This window comes from Phyllobacterium sp. OV277 (assembly GCF_900104355.1).
Taxonomy (GTDB): Bacteria; Pseudomonadota; Alphaproteobacteria; order Rhizobiales; family Rhizobiaceae; genus Phyllobacterium.
This window is the reverse complement of sequence record NZ_FNIY01000001.1, coordinates 42,339-61,322: the sequence shown is the minus strand read 5'-3', so window position 1 is coordinate 61,322 and position 18,984 is coordinate 42,339. Positions and strand designations below refer to the sequence as shown.

Annotated in this window: 15 protein-coding genes; 10 read left to right on the top strand and 5 right to left on the bottom strand. The window is 54.9% G+C overall.

What is annotated here, in order from left to right; all coding sequences use genetic code 11:
- Position 1: 1 nt before the first annotated feature.
- Entirely contained in the window at positions 2-2,110 is a 2,109-nt protein-coding gene (recG, locus tag BLU05_RS00320; protein WP_091876899.1) for an ATP-dependent DNA helicase RecG, read from the bottom strand.
- 131 nt (positions 2,111-2,241) lie between these two features.
- Here recG and BLU05_RS00315 point away from each other — a divergent pair, with 131 nt between their 5' ends.
- Together BLU05_RS00315 and mfd are read left to right on the top strand one after the other, a co-directional pair.
- Complete coding sequence (locus BLU05_RS00315) at positions 2,242-2,529, top strand: FAD assembly factor SdhE (RefSeq protein WP_091876898.1); 288 nt, start codon at positions 2,242-2,244, stop codon at positions 2,527-2,529.
- 6 nt (positions 2,530-2,535) lie between these two features.
- Positions 2,536-6,033 (top strand): transcription-repair coupling factor, encoded by a 3,498-nt coding sequence (gene mfd / locus BLU05_RS00310; RefSeq protein ID WP_091876896.1) that lies wholly within the window; start codon positions 2,536-2,538, stop codon positions 6,031-6,033.
- Positions 6,034-6,050: 17 nt separating this feature from the next.
- Here mfd and BLU05_RS00305 read toward each other — a convergent pair whose 3' ends face one another.
- Both BLU05_RS00305 and BLU05_RS00300 read right to left on the bottom strand, forming a co-directional pair.
- A complete protein-coding gene (locus BLU05_RS00305; protein ID WP_091876894.1) occupies positions 6,051-6,716 on the bottom strand; it encodes a DsbA family oxidoreductase in 666 nt (221 codons plus the stop codon).
- 9 nt (positions 6,717-6,725) lie between these two features.
- Positions 6,726-8,543: an extracellular solute-binding protein gene (locus BLU05_RS00300; RefSeq protein WP_091876892.1), complete on the bottom strand. Its 1,818-nt coding sequence runs from the start codon at positions 8,541-8,543 to the stop codon at positions 6,726-6,728.
- Between the two features lie 273 nt (positions 8,544-8,816).
- On the opposite strand from BLU05_RS00300, the gene BLU05_RS00295 reads away from it, so the two are divergent.
- Positions 8,817-9,440: an invasion associated locus B family protein gene (locus tag BLU05_RS00295; protein ID WP_091876890.1), complete on the top strand. Its 624-nt coding sequence runs from the start codon at positions 8,817-8,819 to the stop codon at positions 9,438-9,440.
- A 54-nt stretch (positions 9,441-9,494) separates the two neighbouring features.
- Here the strand turns inward: BLU05_RS00295 and hspQ are convergent, their stop codons facing one another.
- Entirely contained in the window at positions 9,495-9,833 is a 339-nt protein-coding gene (gene hspQ, locus BLU05_RS00290; protein WP_175540525.1) for a heat shock protein HspQ, read from the bottom strand.
- A 102-nt stretch (positions 9,834-9,935) separates the two neighbouring features.
- Between hspQ and BLU05_RS00285 the strand changes: the two genes are divergently transcribed.
- The 3 genes from BLU05_RS00285 to BLU05_RS00275 all read left to right on the top strand — a co-directional run bounded on the left by BLU05_RS00285 (position 9,936) and on the right by BLU05_RS00275 (position 13,080).
- Positions 9,936-10,880 carry an AEC family transporter gene (locus BLU05_RS00285; protein ID WP_091876888.1) on the top strand — a complete coding sequence of 315 codons (945 nt, stop codon included), beginning with the start codon at positions 9,936-9,938 and terminating at the stop codon, positions 10,878-10,880.
- 93 nt (positions 10,881-10,973) lie between these two features.
- Positions 10,974-11,585: a class I SAM-dependent methyltransferase gene (locus BLU05_RS00280; RefSeq protein WP_091876886.1), complete on the top strand. Its 612-nt coding sequence runs from the start codon at positions 10,974-10,976 to the stop codon at positions 11,583-11,585.
- Positions 11,586-11,733: 148 nt separating this feature from the next.
- Entirely contained in the window at positions 11,734-13,080 is a 1,347-nt protein-coding gene (locus tag BLU05_RS00275; RefSeq protein WP_091876884.1) for an Nramp family divalent metal transporter, read from the top strand.
- Here the strand turns inward: BLU05_RS00275 and BLU05_RS00270 are convergent.
- Entirely contained in the window at positions 13,077-14,276 is a 1,200-nt protein-coding gene (locus tag BLU05_RS00270) for a UbiH/UbiF family hydroxylase (RefSeq protein ID WP_091876882.1), read from the bottom strand. The two genes, BLU05_RS00275 and BLU05_RS00270, sit on opposite strands and share 4 nt — an antisense overlap.
- Positions 14,277-14,438: 162 nt before the next feature.
- Between BLU05_RS00270 and pcsA the strand changes: the two genes are divergently transcribed.
- The 4 genes from pcsA (at position 14,439) to BLU05_RS00250 (ending at position 18,984) form a co-directional block, all read left to right on the top strand.
- Positions 14,439-15,191 (top strand): phosphatidylcholine synthase, encoded by a 753-nt coding sequence (pcsA, locus tag BLU05_RS00265; RefSeq protein ID WP_091878347.1) that lies wholly within the window; start codon positions 14,439-14,441, stop codon positions 15,189-15,191.
- Positions 15,191-16,168 (top strand): quinone oxidoreductase family protein, encoded by a 978-nt coding sequence (locus BLU05_RS00260; RefSeq protein WP_091876880.1) that lies wholly within the window; start codon positions 15,191-15,193, stop codon positions 16,166-16,168. The genes pcsA and BLU05_RS00260 overlap by 1 nt, the downstream gene beginning before the upstream one ends.
- 141 nt (positions 16,169-16,309) lie before the next feature.
- The gene (locus BLU05_RS00255; RefSeq protein ID WP_091876878.1) at positions 16,310-17,893 is read left to right on the top strand and encodes an ABC transporter ATP-binding protein; all 1,584 of its coding nucleotides are present in this window, start codon (positions 16,310-16,312) and stop codon (positions 17,891-17,893) included.
- Positions 17,893-18,984 carry an ABC transporter permease gene (locus BLU05_RS00250; RefSeq protein ID WP_091876876.1) on the top strand — a complete coding sequence of 364 codons (1,092 nt, stop codon included), beginning with the start codon at positions 17,893-17,895 and terminating at the stop codon, positions 18,982-18,984. Before BLU05_RS00255 ends, BLU05_RS00250 begins: the two co-directional genes overlap by 1 nt.

Below are 18,984 nucleotides of genomic sequence, written 5' to 3'. Positions count from 1 at the left end.
TCTATCCCGCGCGAAGAAGCCGCACGGCCTCGTCGCGTTCGAAGAGATAAAGCAGAACGCGCAAAGCTTCGCCGCGCGCGCTTTGCAGTTCCGGGTCGCGTCCGAGAATATAACGCGCATCCTTGCGGGCGATTTCCAGAAACTCCTGATGGGCTTCAATACTTGCAAGCCGAAAACCCGGTGTGCCGGATTGCCGGGTGCCCAGCAATTCGCCTTCACCACGCAGTTTCAGGTCTTCCTCGGCGATTCTAAAGCCGTCTTCCGTCTCGCGCATGATCTCCAGCCGCGCACGGGCAACTTCGCCTAACGGTCCCTTGTAGAGTAGAAGGCAGGTGGAAGGTTTGTCGCCGCGTCCAACGCGCCCGCGCAGCTGATGCAACTGGGCAAGGCCGAAGCGTTCCGCGTGTTCGATAACGATAATCGTGGCATCGGGAACATCAACACCCACTTCAACAACTGTCGTTGCGATCAAAAGGCGTGTTTCACCATTCTTGAAGGCGAGCATAGCCGCATCTTTTTCCGGTCCGCTCATGCGACCATGCACCAGACCGATCTGATTGCCTAGCAATGGTTGCAGCGCTTGAAAGCGCTCTTCGGCGGAAACCAGATCAACCAGTTCGGATTCTTCAACCAGCGGGCAGATCCAGTAAATCTTCTGGCCGTCGGCGATCGCCCGGCGCATACGGTCTACCAGTTCGCTTAATCGCTCCATCGGCAGAATCGCAGTGGTGATCGGGCGGCGTCCAGCTGGTTTTTCAGTCAGCTTTGATACATCCATGTCACCAAAGGCAGTCAGAACCAGTGTGCGCGGGATAGGAGTTGCGGTCATGACGAGCATATCAGGGGCCGAGCCTTTGGATTGAAGCAGCAGCCGCTGATGAACACCGAAGCGGTGCTGTTCATCAATGATTACAAAGACTAAGTCGTGATAACTAACCTTTTCCTGAAAGAGCGCATGGGTGCCGATGATGATATGGATCGCGCCTGAACGCAGACCTTCCAATATATCCTCGCGCTCACGACCTTTTTCCCGGCCTGTCAACAATGCTGCGCGAAGGCCAGCTTTTGCAGCCAAGGGAGCTATCGTCGCATAATGCTGCCGGGCCAAAACTTCAGTGGGTACCATCAGAGCCGATTGCCCGCCTGATTCCGCCGCATGGGCCATGGCGAGCAATCCAACGATGGTTTTGCCGGAGCCCACATCGCCTTGCAGCAATCGGAGCATCCGTTCCGGTTCGCGCAGATCGGCGATGATTTCCTTGATTGCCTGCTGCTGGCTGCCAGTCAGCGCATAGGGCAATGCAGCAATAATCTCTGCCTTGAGACTTCCATCGCCTTCCAGTTTGCGGCCTGACAGACGCCGCGTTTTGAGGCGAACCAAGGCGAGTGCCAACTGACCGGCCAGAAACTCATCATAGGCGAGACGCTGGCGCGCCGGGTGATCAAGAGCGATATCCGTGGGGTCTTGCGGCCGATGTATCGTTTCAAGCGCCTGCCGGTGCGTGGGAAAGGCATGTTTGGCAAGAACCGGTTCCTCGATCCACTCAGGCATGTCAGGTGCTCGCACCAAAGCTTCCTGTACGCCCCGCGCCAGCACTTTGGGCGAAAGGCCAGCGGTCAGGGGATAAACAGGTTCGACCAGTGGCAGCGATGCGGCGTCGGCAATAGCGGCTATATGATCCGGGTGAACCATGGTCGGTCTCCCATTGAACCATTCAATGCGCCCGGAAACGATGACTGTCTCACCGACGGGCATGATATTTTCCAGCCATGCGAGTTTGGCATGAAAAAAGACAAGGCCGATTTCCCCGGTATCGTCATGGGCAAAAACGCGGTGGGGCACATTACCGCGTCCCTTTGGTGCCGGCTGGTGGCGATCAATGCGGACTTCCAGCGTGACAATGGCACCCTCAGGCGCGTAGGCGATTCCCGGGCGATTGCGCCTGTCGATAACGCTGTTGGGCGGCAGATAAACGAGATTGCCGACGCGCGGTTCGGTTCCGGGTGGCTGGGTTCCGAGCAAAGTGGCAAGCAGGCCCGTCACTTTCGGTCCGATACCGGGAAGCGAGCGTACGGAAGCAAACAGGGGATCAAGCAAAGATGGACGCATTCCCTAGGTTTAACGTCTTCAAAGCGCGTTGCAAGGCTGACAGCGGCCTCAATGCACGCTATACCCAGCCGCAATCCTATGGCTTCCCGCCCAGCCGAAGCCTTTTCATGATATTCCAAGGGAGACTGTCCATGACCGGAAGCAGTCGTTCAACAGTTGATCTGCCACCAAGACAGCGCAAAATCCTGTTTCGTTCCTGGCATCGCGGCATGCGCGAGATGGATCTGATTCTCGGGCAATTTGCCGATGCGCATATTGAAAGCCTGACGGAGCTGGAACTTGATCAGTATGAAGAACTGATGGAAGCGCTCGACCGCGACCTGCTCAAATGGGTTACCGGGGAGGCTGACGTTCCCGCCGAATATGATACGCCGATCTTTCACAGGATCGTGGCTTCTCGCAACACAATGAAATTCTGATCAGATATGACTGCCTTTTCCAAACTCGGACTGAAACCGGATATCAATGGACATGTCGTCATTGACGGCGTGGTTGACGGCTATGAAGCCTTTACGCTGGCCAAGGTGGTTGCCGAAGCGGGTGCGGGCGGTCCGGTGCTGTTTATTGCCAGCGATGGCCAGCGCGTCGCCGATATCGAACAGGTGCTAAATTTCGTGCAGCCTGATCTGCCGGTGCTGCAACTGCCCGGCTGGGACTGCCTGCCCTATGATCGGGTATCACCCGGTTCCGATACGGCGGCGCGGCGGCTGGCGGCTCTGGCTGGCCTTGCTTCCCTTCGTGATCAAAAACATCCGGGTGTCATTCTGGCGACCGCCAATGCGGTGCTGCAAAAGCTACCCCCGCGTAAAGTGTTGGCTGAGCAGCTGTTTCTCGCCAAGCCCGGCAATAGAATTGACATGAATGCGCTTGTTCAACGCCTTGAAAACAATGGGTTTGAGCGCGTTTCAACCGTGCGCGATGTCGGCGAATATGCCGTACGCGGTGGTATTCTTGATCTTTTCGTGCCGGGAGCCGAAGAGCCGCTAAGGCTTGATTTCTTCGGCGATACGCTCGAATCCATCCGCACATTCGATGCCGCGTCCCAGCGTACATCAAGCCAGAAAACCGAATTTTCCATGCAGCCGATGAGCGAAATCACGCTCTCGCCGGAGACAATCAGCCGGTTCCGCTCGCAATATGTGCAGAAATTCGGTGCGCCTTCACGTGACGACGCATTGTATCAGGCCATATCGGAAGGTCGCCGCTTTGCCGGTATGGAGCATTGGTTGCCACTCTTCTATGAGCGCATGGAAACCGTGTTTGATCATGCGGGCAACATGCCCGTCATCTTCGACCATTTGGCGCATGAAGCCATGGCCGAACGTCATAAGATGGTGGTCGATCATTATGAGGCGCGCAAAAAACAGTCGGATGGTAAAGAACCCGGAGAAGCGGTGCCGTACAAGCCGGTGGAACCGGGCTCTTTGTATTTGACACCCGCAGAAGTGGAAGCAGCGGCGATTTCATCCGGGATGCGGATTGATTTCTCGCCTTTCGATGCGCCGTTTGTAACCGGGCGGTCTGTTATCCATGCGGGTGCTCATCGCGGACGAACATTCGTTGAAGAGCGCACCGCCAAGGACGCCAATGTCTTCGATAGTGTGGTCAAACATATTGCCGATGAACGCGCTGCGGGCAAAAAAGTGCTGCTTGCCGCATGGAGCGAGGGATCGCGCGACCGGCTGATTCAGGTTCTGAACGAGCATGGCCTTGAAAAGATCGAGCTGGTCGAAGACCTGCGCACGGTCAAGGCATTGGCTCGCGACAAGATTACCGCCGGTATTCTATCTCTGGAAACCGGTTTTGATGCGGGTGATCTCGTTGTGGTCGCCGAGCAGGATATTCTGGGTGACCGGCTCATTCGCCGGTCCAAGCGGCGTAAGCGCGATCAGGATTTCATCAGTGAGGTGGCTGCGCTGAATGCAGGGGATATCGTTGTCCATGTGGATCACGGTATCGGCCGGTTTATCGGTTTGCGGACGATTACAGCGGCAGGTGCGCCGCATGACTGTCTCGAAATCCATTATGCGGGTGATGATCGCCTGTTCCTGCCGGTTGAAAATATCGAACTTCTCTCGCGCTTCGGTTCGGAAAGCTCGACGGCAGTTCTCGACAAGCTTGGCGGCGGTGCATGGCAGGCGCGCAAGGCCAAGCTGAAGAAGCGGCTGCTTGAGATTGCCGGGCATCTGATCCGCATTGCTGCTGAGCGGCAAATGCGCGGTGCGCCAGTTCTCACGCCGCCCGAGGGGCTGTACGGCGAGTTTGCGGCGCGTTTCCCCTATGATGAGACGGAAGATCAGGACCGCGCTATTGAAGCGGTCATTGACGATCTCTCACTCGGTAAGCCGATGGATCGCCTGATCTGCGGCGATGTCGGCTTTGGAAAGACGGAAGTTGCGCTGCGTGCTGCCTTTGTCGCTGCGCTCAATGGTGTTCAGGTGGCTGTTGTGGTGCCGACAACACTGCTATCGCGGCAGCATTACAAGACATTTTCGACACGCTTTCAGGGATTGCCTGTGAATGTGGCACAGGCGTCGCGGCTGGTCGGTTCCAAGGAATTGGCGGAGAATAAGAAGGGCATTGCCGAGGGTCAGATCGATATTGTCGTCGGCACCCACGCACTGCTTGGGTCGGGGATCAAGTTCAAGAATCTGGGCCTTTTGATCATCGATGAAGAGCAGCACTTTGGCGTCAAGCACAAGGAGCGGCTGAAAGACCTCAAATCCGATGTGCATGTGCTGACGCTTTCAGCAACACCGATCCCGCGGACATTGCAGCTGGCACTGACAGGCGTTCGCGAATTGTCGCTGATCACCACGCCGCCGGTGGATCGCATGGCGGTGCGCACATTCGTGTCGCCATTCGATCCTCTGGTCATCCGCGAGACATTGCTGCGGGAGCGTTATCGTGGTGGTCAGAGTTTTTATGTCTGCCCGCGCATCTCTGACTTAAGCGAAATCAAGGATTTTCTGGATTCGCAGGTGCCGGAGTTGAAAGTAGCGACCGCACACGGGCAAATGCCGCCCGGTGAACTCGACGACATCATGAATGCCTTCTATGACGGGCAATATGATGTGCTGTTGTCGACAACCATCGTGGAATCCGGCCTCGATATTCCGACGGCCAATACGCTGATCATCCACCGCGCCGATATGTTCGGTCTTGCCCAGCTTTATCAATTGCGCGGCCGGGTTGGACGCTCGAAGCAGCGTGCCTTTGCGTTGTTCACGCTGCCTGCAAACAAAATGCTGACGCAGATGGCCGACCGCAGGCTGAAAGTCTTGCAATCACTTGATACGCTCGGTGCCGGTTTTCAGCTGGCCAGCCACGATATGGATATTCGCGGTGCTGGCAATCTGCTCGGCGAAGAACAGTCGGGCCATATCAAGGAAGTGGGTTTCGAACTCTATCAGCAAATGCTTGAGGAGGCCGTTTCCGAGATCAAGGGCACAGGTGAGGTCGATGATGGTCACTGGTCGCCGCAGATTGCTGTGGGAACAGCCGTGATGATCCCGGAAACCTATGTGCCTGACCTGCAATTGCGTCTTGGTCTCTATCGGCGCTTGGCCGATCTGGAAGAGTTGCAGGACATTGACGGATTTGGTGCGGAGCTTATCGACCGGTTCGGGCCTTTGCCTGATGAAGTGCAGCACCTGCTCAAGATTGTTTATATCAAGGCGCTTTGCCGCCGCGCCAATGTCGACAAACTTGATGCGGGGCCGAAGGGCATTGTCATCCAATTCCGCAACAAGACGTTCAACAATCCGGCAGCATTGGTGAAAATGATCGGCGAGCAGGGCTCGATGGCTAAAATTCGCCCGGACCAGAGCATTGTATTCGTGCGGGATTGGCCAACTGCGGAAAAGCGACTGAATGGCGCAGCTGTAGTGATGACCCAATTGGCAAAACTGGCCGCCGCATAAGCGGCCAGTTTTGATTGTCAGACTGGTCGAGGCTCGAACCCATCGGCTGTCTGGCGAATGGCATCGGCCAGCGCATCAGCAGATTGCGCGCCCATAACCGCGTATTTCTGGTCGAGAATGAAGCAGGGAACGCCGCGAACGCCAATCTGGTTAGCGGTGTCAATCTCCTGACGCACGCCAACGCTGTCCGCATCGGTCGGCAAAAGGCTCGCCACGATGGCGCTGTCCATACCTGCCTCTTCAGCCGCTTCAATCAACACCTGATGGTCGCCAATATTCTTTCCCTGTTCAAAATAGTAGGAAAACAGAATGCCAACGATCCTGTCCTGAACATCAGGGCCGGCTTGCGACGCCCAACGGATCAGACGATGCGCGTCAAGCGTATTTGGAGCGATTTCGATCGCCTCGAAGTCGAACTCAATGCCTTCTTCCTTGCCAAGTTCGATCAATTGCTGATGCACTTCGAAGATTTTATCGCTGCTGCCGAATTTTTCGGTCATGTAGCGATTGCGATCCTTGCCCTGTTTGGGAAGAGTGGGATCGAGTTGAAATGGCCGCCAGTTGATGGTCGCATCCAGTTCAGGATTGAGGGCGAGCGCACTTTCAAGCCGCTTGCGACCGACAAAACACCAAGGGCAGACGACATCCGATACAACGTCGATCGTGAATTTCTTTTCGCTCATGATTTCAACCTATCGTTTGTCGGACCACCAGGTCGGGAGCTGATAGCCAATGAGAGATGTCTTGTCCGGATGCTTGATATAGGACCACCGGGCAACCCATTGCGCGGGCTGGTAGTAAATAGGTACGAAATAATTTCCTGAAATCAACACCCTGTCGAGTGCCCGCACGGTGCTCTCGAACTCCGTCTGGGTGCGAACAGCCAGCATTTCGCCGATCAAAGCATCGACAGCGGGATCAGCCACGCCGGCATAATTGAAGCTGCCATTCACGTCCCGGGATACGCTGCTCCAGCGGCGCGTCTGTTCAAAGCCGGGCGAAAGGGAGCCAGAATAGGCACCGAGAATGATGTCGTAGTCAAAGGTTTCCAGACGCTTTTGATATTGCGCATCATCGACAGTGCGAATTGTAGCACCGATACCAAGGCGCTCCAGCGTACGTTTATAGGCAAGGCCCAGCCGTTCTTCGGCCACGGAACGGGTGAGAATTTCAAACGTCAGCGGAATACCCGTGGGGTCCAGCATCACTTCGTCTTTGATTGAATATCCCTTGCTGACCAGAGTGTCGTAGGCGCGCTTCATTTCCTTGCGGTCGCGTCCGGAACCGTCGGTCTGGGCTGGCACGTATGTCCCATCCATCACATCCGGTGAAACGGCATTTGGATAGGGTGCCAGAAGAGCGCGTTCGGTAGGATCAGCCGGTTTGCCGAGGGCAGACAGGTCGGAACCCTGCCAATAACTGCCAAGCCGCTGATATCGGCCTGCATAGAGATTACGATTGGTCCATTCGAAATCAAACATCATCGAAAGGGCGCCGCGCACGTCCCTGTCAGCAAACTTTTCCCGCCGCGTATTGAATGCAAAGCCAAACACATTCGATGGTGATTTCGTTTCAAACGTTTCCTGAACGACGCGGCCGTCTTTGAAGGCTGGAAAATTATAGGATGAGGCCCATTTGTTTGGATCGCCCTCCATGAAGATGTCAAAGACACCCTTTTTGAACGCCTCAAACTGTGACTGCTCGGTACGGAAATATTCGATGGTGACTGTATCGAAATTATTGAAACCGCGACGGCTTGGAATATCGGCTGCCCAATAAGCGGGGTTGCGTTTGTAGACGATACGTTGACCGGGCTGAATTTTTGCAATGGTGTAAGGGCCGCTGCCAATAGGCGGTGTCAGTGGTGAACTGTCAAATTTTTCCGGATCAATGGCGTGTTTGGGAAGAATCGGCATCAAAGCCAGAACGAGCGGAAACTCGCGGTCAGCCTTGTCGTTGAAGGTAAAACGAATGCCGCGTTTGCCGACTTTCTCGATATTCGAGATGCGGTCCATGCGCTGTTTGTATTGAGGTAGACCCTTTTCGGCCAAAAGATTGAACGTAAAAATAACGTCCTCAGGTGTGACGGGCTCACCATCCGACCATTTTGCCTTCGGATTCAGTGTGAATTCAACCCATGTCCGCTCGTCATTGGTTTCAACAGTCTCGGCAAGCAGACCATACATGGTGAAGGGTTCATCGGCGCTGCGCTGCATAAGCGTTTCGAAAACGAGATTGCCGAATTGGAGGTCATTGAAGATGCCGCGCGCTGTCGTGCGCAGGCTTTTTACGAGAAACGGGTTCAGGCTGTCGAATGTACCGACGACGCCATAGGTGATCGAGCCGCCCTTGGGCGCGTTGGGGTTCACATAGGGAAAATATTGGTAATCGGCAGGCAGGGCGGGCTCACCGCGCATGGCGATTCCATGTTTTGGCTCGGCAAAAGCTGCACTTGTTGCCGAATAAGCCACGGCCAGCAGCGCCAAAATCTGGAAACTTCTCTTCAACATCGTCTCAACCTTGTGTCCCCTCGGCGGGATTTCCCTTTGATTCGCCCACAAGATTACCATCTCGTGACGATTCTGCGGCCAAACGGGTGTAATCATCTTCGCGAAATGACAACAGTGTTAAAAGTAGTCTGGATTTGCACGAACATGCAGTGTAACACGACGTTCGAGACGGAGGGTCACTCTGTTGCCTTATTTGGTAACCAAGCCAGAGAAAGCAATTCTTAGTGATCAAGTTACACTTCGGATAAGTGCGCTGAAAGGAACCAGTTGACCATGTCCAACCCGAAGACATTCGCTGCAACCGCATCCATTGCGGGTGCAATTGCATTACTTGCCGCCGCGGCAGTACCAGCATCAGCCCAGCAGCAGCAGAGAACGCCGCAGGGTTGGTTCAAGGTTTGCTCCAAGCAGGAAGAGAACGATATCTGCAACACGCAGAACATCGTAACGGCCGATAGCGGTCAGCTTTTGACTGCCGTCAACCTCATTGAGATTAAAGGCAAGGTCAATCGCAAGATTTTCCAGGTCTCCGTACCAACGGGCCGTCTGATTGCTCCGGGCGTCGGACTTCAGATCAATGGCGGCAAGACACAGAAGATCGATTTCGCCATCTGCTTCCCGGATCGTTGTATCTCTGAAGTTGCCATGTCGGACGAATTGGTGGCTTCCTTCAAGAAGGGCAACCAGCTCACGCTGACATCAGTTAATTTCCAGAACAAGCCAAACCCGATCAATGTTGCGCTGACTGGCTTCAGCCAGGCTTTTGACGGCCCCGGTCTGCAGCAGTCGGAAATCGAAGATCGCCAGAAGACACTTCAGGAAGAAGTCCAGAAGCGTCAGAAGGAATTCGAAGACAAGATGAAAGCCGAACAGGAAAAATCCAAGTCCGGCAAATAATCGCTATTTCCGTGAAAAAGGGACGCTTTGCGTCCCTTTTTTATTGCACTGATTTCAGTTGATGTGCGGACTCTTGACGCGATAGATGCCATTTTGCGGATTTTCGAACATGTCCTTGATCTGCGGGTGCCGTAAGGGCACGCCTGTTGTGTCGGGAACAAGGTTCTGTTCCGAAACATAGGCTACATATTCGCTATCCGCATTCTCGGCGAAGAGATGGTAGAATGGCTGGTCACGACGTGGCCGGATATCCTCGGGAATGGATTGATACCATTCCTCCGTATTGTTGAATTCCGGATCGACATCGAAGATTACGCCGCGAAAAGCGAATATCCGGTGGCTCACGACCTGGCCAATCTGAAATTTTGCGTGGCGTATTTGTTTCATCATCATCATTCATTATAGATATCAGAGACATACCTGTCTCCATCAAATCGTGCGAGCATCTATGGCGTCTTGCCATTTCCGGTCGCGTTCCAATGGTCAAAGCTCGTCATGCTCAGCGTTTTCAATCTTGTTCTTCCATTTTTCGGCCTGATCTTTCTTGGATTTGTGGTTGCCCGCGTCAGTCGTCAGCCGCTGGAGGCCATGGGATGGATGAATGTTTTCATTGTCTATGTGGCGTTACCGGCACTGTTTTTCCAGATCCTTTCAAAGACACCTGTCGCTGAGCTGACTCAATGGGCTTTCATCATTGGTTGTACGGCATCAACACTTTGTGTTTTTCTGGTGATGTTCGGTGTGGCTTTCTACAGAACGCGCAAAATCGACGAGAGCACCATTCAAGGGTTGGCGGCTGCCTATGGCAATATCGGCTATATGGGGCCGGGACTGGCGATCATGGCTTTCGGCGCCCCGGCTGCCGTTCCTGTCGCCCTGATATTCTGTTTCGACAATACGCTGCATTTCATCATGGCACCGCTGATGATGGCACTATCAGGTAAGGAGAAGCGCCAGCCGCATGAACTCGTGATCAGCGTTCTCAAAAAGATATTGCTGCATCCCTTCATCATAGCGACAATTCTTGGTGTTGCTGCGGCTATTGTCGGGTTTGAGCCACCATCCTCCATCGACAAATTGATTGATCTCCTGGCAAAAGCCGCTGCGCCATGTGCATTGTTTGCCATGGGTGTGACGCTCGCCTTACGGCCTTTGAAGCGAGTGCCGCAGGAACTCTACATGATCGTGCCGATCAAGCTGATTTTCCAGCCGCTGCTCATCTACGGCATGCTTCACCTTGCCGGTGATTTTCCGCCTGTGTGGGTTTATACGGCCATGCTGCTGGCGGCATTGCCTACGGCGACGAATGTCTTTGTCATTGCCCAGCAATATGGCGTGTGGGTTGAGCGCGCATCGAGCAGCATTCTGGCAACGACACTATTTTCGGTCGTAACGCTGACGCTGTGGCTATATGTGATGACGCATGGGTTTATTCCCTGATATTGATATTGCGCACCCGGCGATTGGCTGGACTGCTATTGTGTTTCCGGAGCTTTGTTGGCGATAGATCGAGTGAAATTCATTCAGGCGAACATGCCAGTTGCGGAAGTACCATCGCTTCCGGAAATCCTGCTGCATACATCTCATCCGGCAAGTGGGCTTTGGCGCCTGGCTGAATCCATAGATGGCGGCGATCCCGAGCCACCCTATTGGGCCTATCTCTGGGCAGGTGGTGCTGCGCTTGCGCGCTATATCCTTGAACAGCCGCAGAGCGTGCAAGGCTTAAAGGTTCTCGACCTTGGTGCCGGTTCCGGGATTATCGCCATTGCTGCAGCCAAATCAGGCGCAAGTCATGTCCTTGCAGCAGAAATTGATCAGAATGCGATTGTCGCTTTGCAGCTGAATGCAGCGGTCAACAATGTCGCTCTGACCCTCATAGGGGACGATCTGACCTCTGGATCGCCACCGCCGGTCGATCTGGTCCTTGTCGGCGATCTTTTCTACGGGCCTGAATTGGCCAGCCGAGTGATTGCGTTTCTTGACCGATGCCTTGACGCGGGAATCAACGTACTGATCGGCGATCCGGAGAGGGCGCATCTTCCGGTTGATCGGCTTGAGCTGATTGCCGAATATTTCGTTCCCGATGTCGGGCAAGTGAAAACGTCCCCTGTGAAATCGAGCGTCTTCCGGCTTCGCCCCCGCTGATCACAGCCCCAACCCTGTCTTTCCCCGAAAAGCTGCTCCACGCTGCAATATGGGCTGTTTCGTCGCAGCAAACCCGTACTTGTGGTTGCGATCTTTGTGTGTACTATTGCGAATGATTTGCAATTGCGACTAGGATTAGAGGTATTTCATGGACTCCTTGCGGCAGGCAGCCGATACGGACGATGGCTGGCGGCGCGAACGGGGCGATGCATCGCTTTCAGATGTGCATCGCTCAATAGCAGTCAGAACAACGGGACCGGGTTGGCGCAGGGCCGCAGCCTTTGTGGGGCCGGGTTATCTCGTTGCTGTTGGCTATATGGACCCGGGAAATTGGGCGACATCGCTCGCGGGTGGGTCGAAGTTCGGTTACACGCTGCTTGTTGTCGCGCTGATCTCCAATATCATGGCAATCGTGCTGCAGGCGCTTTGCGCCCGTTTGGCTATCGGTTCGGGCAGGGACCTTGCCCAGGCCTGCCGCGATGCCTTTCCAAGGCCCGTGGCCTACACGCTCTGGCTCATGGCGGAAATCGCGATTATCGCAACGGATATCGCGGAGGTGATCGGTACAGCGATTGGCCTCAACCTGATTTTCGGTGTGCCGCTTGAGATCGGTGTTCTGATCACGGCACTTGACGTATTCCTGATTCTTTATCTGCAAAAGCTTGGCTTCCGCTGGGTGGAGGCATTGATCATCACGCTGCTGGGTGTGATTGCTCTCTGTTTTGGCATCCAGATTTTCTTGGCCGATCCCGATTGGGCTGCGGTGATCAAGGGATTCGCGCCAACCACGCAGATTGTTACCAATCCGGAGATGCTTTACCTCGCACTTGGTATTCTCGGCGCGACGGTCATGCCGCACAATCTCTATCTGCACTCCGGCATCATCCAGACGCGCGACTATGGCCACACAATGCCGGAGAAGCGTCAGGCTTTGAAATATGCCACATGGGACTCGACCATCGCGCTGATGTTTGCCTTGCTGATCAACGCGGCGATCCTGATCCTTGCTGCGGCGACTTTCAACAAGACAGGGCAGACTGAAGTTGCGGAACTCGGTGAAGCGCATTCCCTGCTCGCGCCGCTGCTGGGCTGGGCCTTTGCGCCGACGCTGTTCGGTATCGCGCTGCTGTGCTGCGGTATCAACTCGACTGTCACGGCTACATTGGCCGGTCAGATCGTCATGGAAGGCTTTCTCAAGATCAGGCTGGCACCCTGGCTGCGCCGGTTGATCACCCGTGCCATCGCCATCATTCCGGCGGCAATCGTCACCGTCTGGTATGGCGATAGCGGAACAGCCAAGCTTCTGATCCTGACGCAGGTCGTCCTCAGCCTTCAGCTTTCCTTCGCGGTGTTCCCATTGGTTATCTTCACGGCCAGCAAGACGAAAATGGGCGCTCTGGTTTCCCCCAAATGGCTCACGGCTCTTGCCATGTTCATTGCTGTGGTGATCGCCGTGCTGAACGTCAAACTGTTGATGGATTTCGTGCTCGTCTAGACGCGATCTGCCTCCCGGCGCGGCCAGCGAAAGCCGCTGCCGGGGCGCAGGCCTTCTCGCATAAGAAAGCTGCGCAAGGGCGAGAAGGTGCGTAGCAGCTCCAATCCGCCGCTACGAACCATCTGTACGGGCAGGAAATCAGAGAGCAATGACCTGTTCAGCGCGTCAACAGCACCGGTGCGCGCAATGATGTCAGGACTGCGCTTGCGGTTATAAGCAGAAACGATCGTTGCGACGCCAAGGTCGCTACCATCCGCCGGTAATGTGTCGAGCAGTGTTTCGACATCCCTGACGCCAAGATTAAGGCCCTGTGCGCCGATTGGTGGAAAGACGTGGGCTGATTCACCCGCCAGAAACACGCGATTGCGGGCGAAGGCGGTTGGAACAAGCCCTGACAGTGGCCAGGCCTGTGGTTCAACGTCGATCGTAACAGCCCCCAGCATGGACTGCATGCGTTCCTCAACGCGCATTGCCAATTGCTCTGCGGTCAGATCAAGCAGTTCAACGGCGTGCGCAGGTGTCGTTACCCACACGAGGCTCGAGCGCTTTCCGGCCAGCGGCACTTGTGTGAAAGGGCCATGCTCCGTGTGAAATTCCGTAGAAATATCATGATGTTCACGGGTGTGGCTAAAGCTGAGCACAAGTGCGGTCTGGTTGTACTGCCATGTGCGCGCAGAAATGCCCGCCGCTTCGCGTGCCAGAGATGACCGGCCATCGGCAGCGATAACAATATTGGCGGAGAACATCGAGCCGTCGCTGGCTTCGACCGCCATGGCGTTCTCGACGGGATGGTAGCGGGTGGCCGATGCTGCCACATGACGAACCGGTACCTGCTTTAGCGCGGCATTGAGCGTTTTGGTCAATGTGGTGTTGGGGATATTGTAACCAAATGCTTCTTCATCGATCTCGCTGGCTTCAAATGTCACTGCCGGGCTGCGGACCAGCCGGTTTGTGCCATCAAGAATGCGCATGGAGCCGATGGGGGCGGCGTGCGGCGCAATGCTATCCCACAGCTCAATACGCTGGAGAAAGCGAATGGCAGGCATCATAAGGGCAGTGGTGCGTTTATCTGTACCATTGGGAATTACCCCAAGACTGATGACGTTCTCGAAACTCCGGCCAAGGGCGATGGCTGCAATCAACCCCACATGACCGGTTCCGGCCACAATGATCGGATCTGTTCTGGTGCTGGTCATCATCTCTCTCCGCTTCCAAGCCATTTAGGCTTTCAACAGTTTATATCAAGAACTTTGCTTGCGCTTTGAGCCATTTTCAAGAAAAGCTGCTCGCAAATCGTTTGTCCTTGATAACATATAGGGACACGCGGATGAGTATCATGCAGCAGATTGGCGCGGACCGTGAAAAAACCAACTTTGCCCAAAGGCGTTAAGCCCAAAAAAGTAACGGCACCACAGGCCAAAGCGTTCTCAGTCCACTTGTTGACCGCTTCCGGTTCATTTCTTGCATTCCTGTCGGTTGTCGCCGCCAGCGAACAAAGCTGGACGGCCATGTTCTGGTGGCTGGGCCTCGCACTTTTCGTCGATGGCATTGATGGCCCGATCGCGCGCAAGCTTGAAGTCAAATATGTCCTGCCGAACTGGTCGGGAGAACTCCTCGACAATATCATTGATTACATGACCTACGTGCTCATTCCGGCCTTTGCGCTCTATCAGCGCGGCTTCATGGGCGAGGGACTGTCATTTCTGGCAGCGGCAATTATCGTGGTATCGAGCGCGATCTACTATGCCGATACGGGTATGAAGACGAAGGAAAACTTCTTTAAAGGCTTTCCTGTTGTCTGGAATATGCTGGTTTTCACACTGTTTATCGTCAAGCCGGGTGAATGGGTGGCATTTGCCATCGTTCTCGGCGCTGCGATTGTTTCCTTCCTGCCGATCTATTTCCTGCATCCGGTACGCGTACAGCGTCTGCGGCCACTCAATCTGACGATATTCTTCCTGTGGTGTGCATTCGGCGTGCTGTCGCTGTACCAGCATCTGGATTCGCCCCTTTGGGTACGTATTGGCATTTCGGTGACGGGTATTTATCTGTTTCTTATCGGCGCAGTAATGCAGGCATTTCCCAATCTTGGACGGACGGAGAAGGCATGATGGTCAAAGCAATCCGCATTCATCAAACGGGCGGTCCGGAAGCTCTTGTTTATGAAGACGTCGAGGTAGGCGAGCCTGGCCCCGGTGAAGTGCGCATGCGCAATGAGGCCATCGGGCTGAATTTCATCGATGTTTATTTCCGTACCGGCCTTTATCCATCGCCCGGCGGTTTGCCGCTGATTCCCGGCAATGAAGGTGCAGGCATTGTCCTGTCCGTTGGTGCAGGTGTTACGGATTTTAAGGCGGGAGATCGCGTCGCCTATGTCAATCCGATCGGTGCCTATGCGGAAGAACGCCTCATGCCGGCGGATCGTCTGGTGAAAGTTCCTGATGCCATCTCATCGGAGCAAGCGGGCTCGATGATGCTGAAAGGCATGACCGCCTATTATCTGTTGCGGGAGACATATCCCGTGAAGAAGGGCGATACGATCCTGTTTCATGCGGCGGCTGGTGGTGTCGGGCTTATCGCCGGACAATGGGCCAAACATCTGGGAGCAACGGTTATCGGCACTGCCGGTTCAGATGAGAAGGTAAAGCTCGCGCTTCAAAATGGGTTTGATCACGTCATCAACTATCGCACCGAGAATTTTGTCGAGCGGGTGAAGGAAATTACGGGCGGCAAAGGTGTGGATGTTGTCTACGACTCTGTCGGCAAGGACACGTTTGATGGATCACTGGATTGTCTGCGTCCGCGTGGGATGATCGTTTGTTTCGGCCAATCCTCGGGTCCGGTCCCACCGTTCGATCTTGGTATTCTGTCACGCAAGGGCTCGCTTTATCTGACGCGGCCAACCTTGTTTGTCTATGTCGCCGCGCGGGCCGCTCTCGAAAATGCTGCACGCGAGCTTTTTGCTCAGGTGGAAAGCGGCGTCGTGCGCATTGATATCGGCCAAAAATACGCACTCAAAGATGCTTCGACGGCCCATCGTGATCTTGAAGCACGCAAAACCACCGGAACAACGGTGCTTATTCCTTAAGCCACTGAAAATAATGCTCGAATAATGTGCGCAAATGGCCGCAACCTCAGGTTTTGCACTTCCCAAATCGATGCTGCCCGACATAGGATCGAAAACGGTTAGGGGACACCTTATAATAATCGTCCCGGGCCGTGGGGTACTATGACAAGCATAAGTGATAAAGGCGGGGCCGGGCGTCCACTTCTGGAAGCAAGCGCTCTCACAAAAATTTTTGGCTCTCTGAAAGCCTGTGACGGGATCGATCTGACAATCGGCACCGGCGAAATCCACGCACTTCTGGGCGAAAACGGCGCCGGTAAATCGACACTGGTGAAGATGCTGTTTGGCGCCTTGCAGCCGAGTTCCGGTGACATCGACTGGAAGGGCGACACCGTTGCAATGGCCAATCCGGCTTTCGCAAGATCGCTGGGTATCGGTATGGTTTTCCAGCATTTTTCCCTGTTCGATGCTCTTACAGCCGCTGAAAACATCGCCCTGTCACTTGATGTCAAAACCGACCTGAACACCATTGCAACCAGAGCCCGGGAAATTGGCCAGACCTATGGTTTGCCTGTTGATCCGGACGCACTGGTCGGCGATCTTTCTGTAGGCGAACGCCAACGCATTGAGATTATTCGCTGCCTGCTGCAAAATCCTGATCTGATCATTCTCGACGAGCCGACGTCGGTGCTGACACCGCAGGAAGCCGACCTTTTGTTTGTGACGCTCGAACGGTTGCGATCGGAAGGGAAGTCCATCCTCTACATCAGCCACAGGCTTGAAGAGGTGCGCCGTCTTTGCGACCGGGCGACGGTGCTGCGTCATGGCAAGGTTGTTGGCCAGTGTGATCCACGCAAGGAAACATCAGCCTCGCTTGCCCGCATGATGGTGGGCAGCGATATTCATGTTATTGAGCGGCGCCCGAATGATGCGCCTGCCACCCAAGCGGCCTTGATTGAGGTCAATGGCCTGTCGCAAAAACCGCGAGGCCCGTTTTCTGTATCGCTGCATGATGTCCGACTGTCCGTCAAACCGGGTGAAATTCTTGGTATTGCGGGCGTTGCTGGCAACGGGCAAGGTGAACTCTTCGAAGCCATATCGGGAGAAGCCTTGCAGGAACGGGCGGATATTGTCCGCATTCGGGGCAAGGATGCAGGGCGCTCGGGTATTTCTGCACGGCGCAGGCTTGGCGCCGCTTTTGTTCCTGAAGAGCGCCTTGGCCATGGGGCGGTTCCTGATATGTCATTGACGAACAATCTGCTGCTGTCGCGTTATTCGACGGATGGAAAAGTCTTTCTCGGCGGCGGACTTTTAAGATTGTTACAACAATCGAGTCTCGCCCTTGCTGCAAAGCGTATTGTCGCGCAGATGGATGTCCGTAAAAGTGCAGAAAACCCAGATGCATCAGCGCTTTCTGGCGGAAACCTGCAGAAGTTTCTCATCGGTCGTGAGTTGGATAGAAATCCTTCTGTTCTGGTCGTTAATCAGCCCACATGGGGCGTCGATGCGGGAGCAGCAGCGCATATCAGGCAAGCGCTTGTCGATCTTGCTCGCAGTGGCTCGGCTGTCATTGTCATCAGCCAGGATCTCGATGAACTCTTTGAAATATCTGACCGCATTGCCGCTATGGTGCATGGTCGTCTTTCGGAGTCAGTGCCGATTGAAGCAATGAACATGGAGCGTGTCGGCCTGATGATGGGCGGCGCAGATACTGCTTCGGCACATGTAAATGCAGGGGCGGTCTGATGCGCATTGAACTGGTCAAACGTCCGCAACATTCGGCGCTGTTCAGTGCGCTTTCACCCTTCATTGCACTGTTCCTGACGCTGATTGCCGGAGCTATCCTGTTCTCGCTATTGGGCAAGAACCCGGTTTCGGCGCTCTATTCCTATTTCGTCGAGCCTTTGACCGAAATCTGGTCGTGGCATGAGTTGCTGGTGAAAGCGGCGCCACTGATCCTGATCGCTGTAGGGCTTTCCGTCTGTTTTCTGTCCAACAACTGGAATATTGGTGCGGAAGGGCAGTTGATCATGGGCGGTATTGCCGGATCGATCCTGCCCGTTGTTTTCCCAGATTTTCAGGGCTGGTACGTCCTGCCGATCATGCTTTTGCTCGGCATGGCGGGTGGTATGGCCTATGCCACCATTCCGGCCTTTCTGAAGGTGCGGTTCAACACCAATGAAATTCTGACCAGTCTGATGCTGGTTTATGTGGCACAGCTGTTCCTCGACTGGATTGTGCGTGGTCCCTGGCGTAATCCGCAGGGCTTCAATTTCCCTGAGACCGTGCAGTTCAATTCGAGCGCCATACTCCCGGAGATATGGGCTGAATCGGGCCGGGCGCATTGGGGTTTCATCTTGGCGGTTGTTGCTGCGCTGCTCGTCTGGTTCATGCTGTCGCGCACGTTGAACGGCTTTGAAATCAAGGTGCTCGGACGCAGCGCACGGGCAGGGCGTTTTGCCGGTTTCAGCGCCGGACGCCTGACATTCTTTGCGTTTCTTGTCTCTGGTGCGCTTGCTGGACTGGCAGGCATTGCCGAGGTTTCGGGCGCTGTCGGGCAATTACGCACGACGATCACACCGGGCTACGGCTTTACCGCGATCATCGTTGCCTTTCTTGGTCGTCTCAATCCGCTCGGCATTGTTGCTGCAGGGCTGGTTCTGGCGCTGTCCTATCTTGGTGGTGAAGCGGCACAGGTTTCCCTTGGTATTTCGGAGAAATCGGCGCGCATCTTTCAAGGCATCATCCTGTTTTTCGTGCTGGCAAGTGACACGCTCATCTATTACCGCATCCGCTTCGTGACCCGTCACAGCGAAACCGCAGCAAAGGGCGCGTGA

What these genes read in the sequence shown, in the direction of transcription:
- recG (WP_091876899.1), bottom strand. Translation starts at nt 2,110, where the DNA reads ATGCGTCCATCTTTGCTTGATCCCCTGTTTGCTTCCGTACGCTCGCTT.
- BLU05_RS00315 (WP_091876898.1), top strand. Translation starts at nt 2,242, where the DNA reads ATGACCGGAAGCAGTCGTTCAACAGTTGATCTGCCACCAAGACAGCGC.
- mfd (WP_091876896.1), top strand. Translation starts at nt 2,536, where the DNA reads ATGACTGCCTTTTCCAAACTCGGACTGAAACCGGATATCAATGGACAT.
- BLU05_RS00305 (WP_091876894.1), bottom strand. Translation starts at nt 6,716, where the DNA reads ATGAGCGAAAAGAAATTCACGATCGACGTTGTATCGGATGTCGTCTGC.
- BLU05_RS00300 (WP_091876892.1), bottom strand. Translation starts at nt 8,543, where the DNA reads ATGTTGAAGAGAAGTTTCCAGATTTTGGCGCTGCTGGCCGTGGCTTAT.
- BLU05_RS00295 (WP_091876890.1), top strand. Translation starts at nt 8,817, where the DNA reads ATGTCCAACCCGAAGACATTCGCTGCAACCGCATCCATTGCGGGTGCA.
- hspQ (WP_175540525.1), bottom strand. Translation starts at nt 9,833, where the DNA reads ATGATGATGAAACAAATACGCCACGCAAAATTTCAGATTGGCCAGGTC.
- BLU05_RS00285 (WP_091876888.1), top strand. Translation starts at nt 9,936, where the DNA reads ATGCTCAGCGTTTTCAATCTTGTTCTTCCATTTTTCGGCCTGATCTTT.
- BLU05_RS00280 (WP_091876886.1), top strand. Translation starts at nt 10,974, where the DNA reads ATGCCAGTTGCGGAAGTACCATCGCTTCCGGAAATCCTGCTGCATACA.
- BLU05_RS00275 (WP_091876884.1), top strand. Translation starts at nt 11,734, where the DNA reads ATGGACTCCTTGCGGCAGGCAGCCGATACGGACGATGGCTGGCGGCGC.
- BLU05_RS00270 (WP_091876882.1), bottom strand. Translation starts at nt 14,276, where the DNA reads ATGACCAGCACCAGAACAGATCCGATCATTGTGGCCGGAACCGGTCAT.
- BLU05_RS00260 (WP_091876880.1), top strand. Translation starts at nt 15,191, where the DNA reads ATGGTCAAAGCAATCCGCATTCATCAAACGGGCGGTCCGGAAGCTCTT.
- BLU05_RS00255 (WP_091876878.1), top strand. Translation starts at nt 16,310, where the DNA reads ATGACAAGCATAAGTGATAAAGGCGGGGCCGGGCGTCCACTTCTGGAA.
- BLU05_RS00250 (WP_091876876.1), top strand. Translation starts at nt 17,893, where the DNA reads ATGCGCATTGAACTGGTCAAACGTCCGCAACATTCGGCGCTGTTCAGT.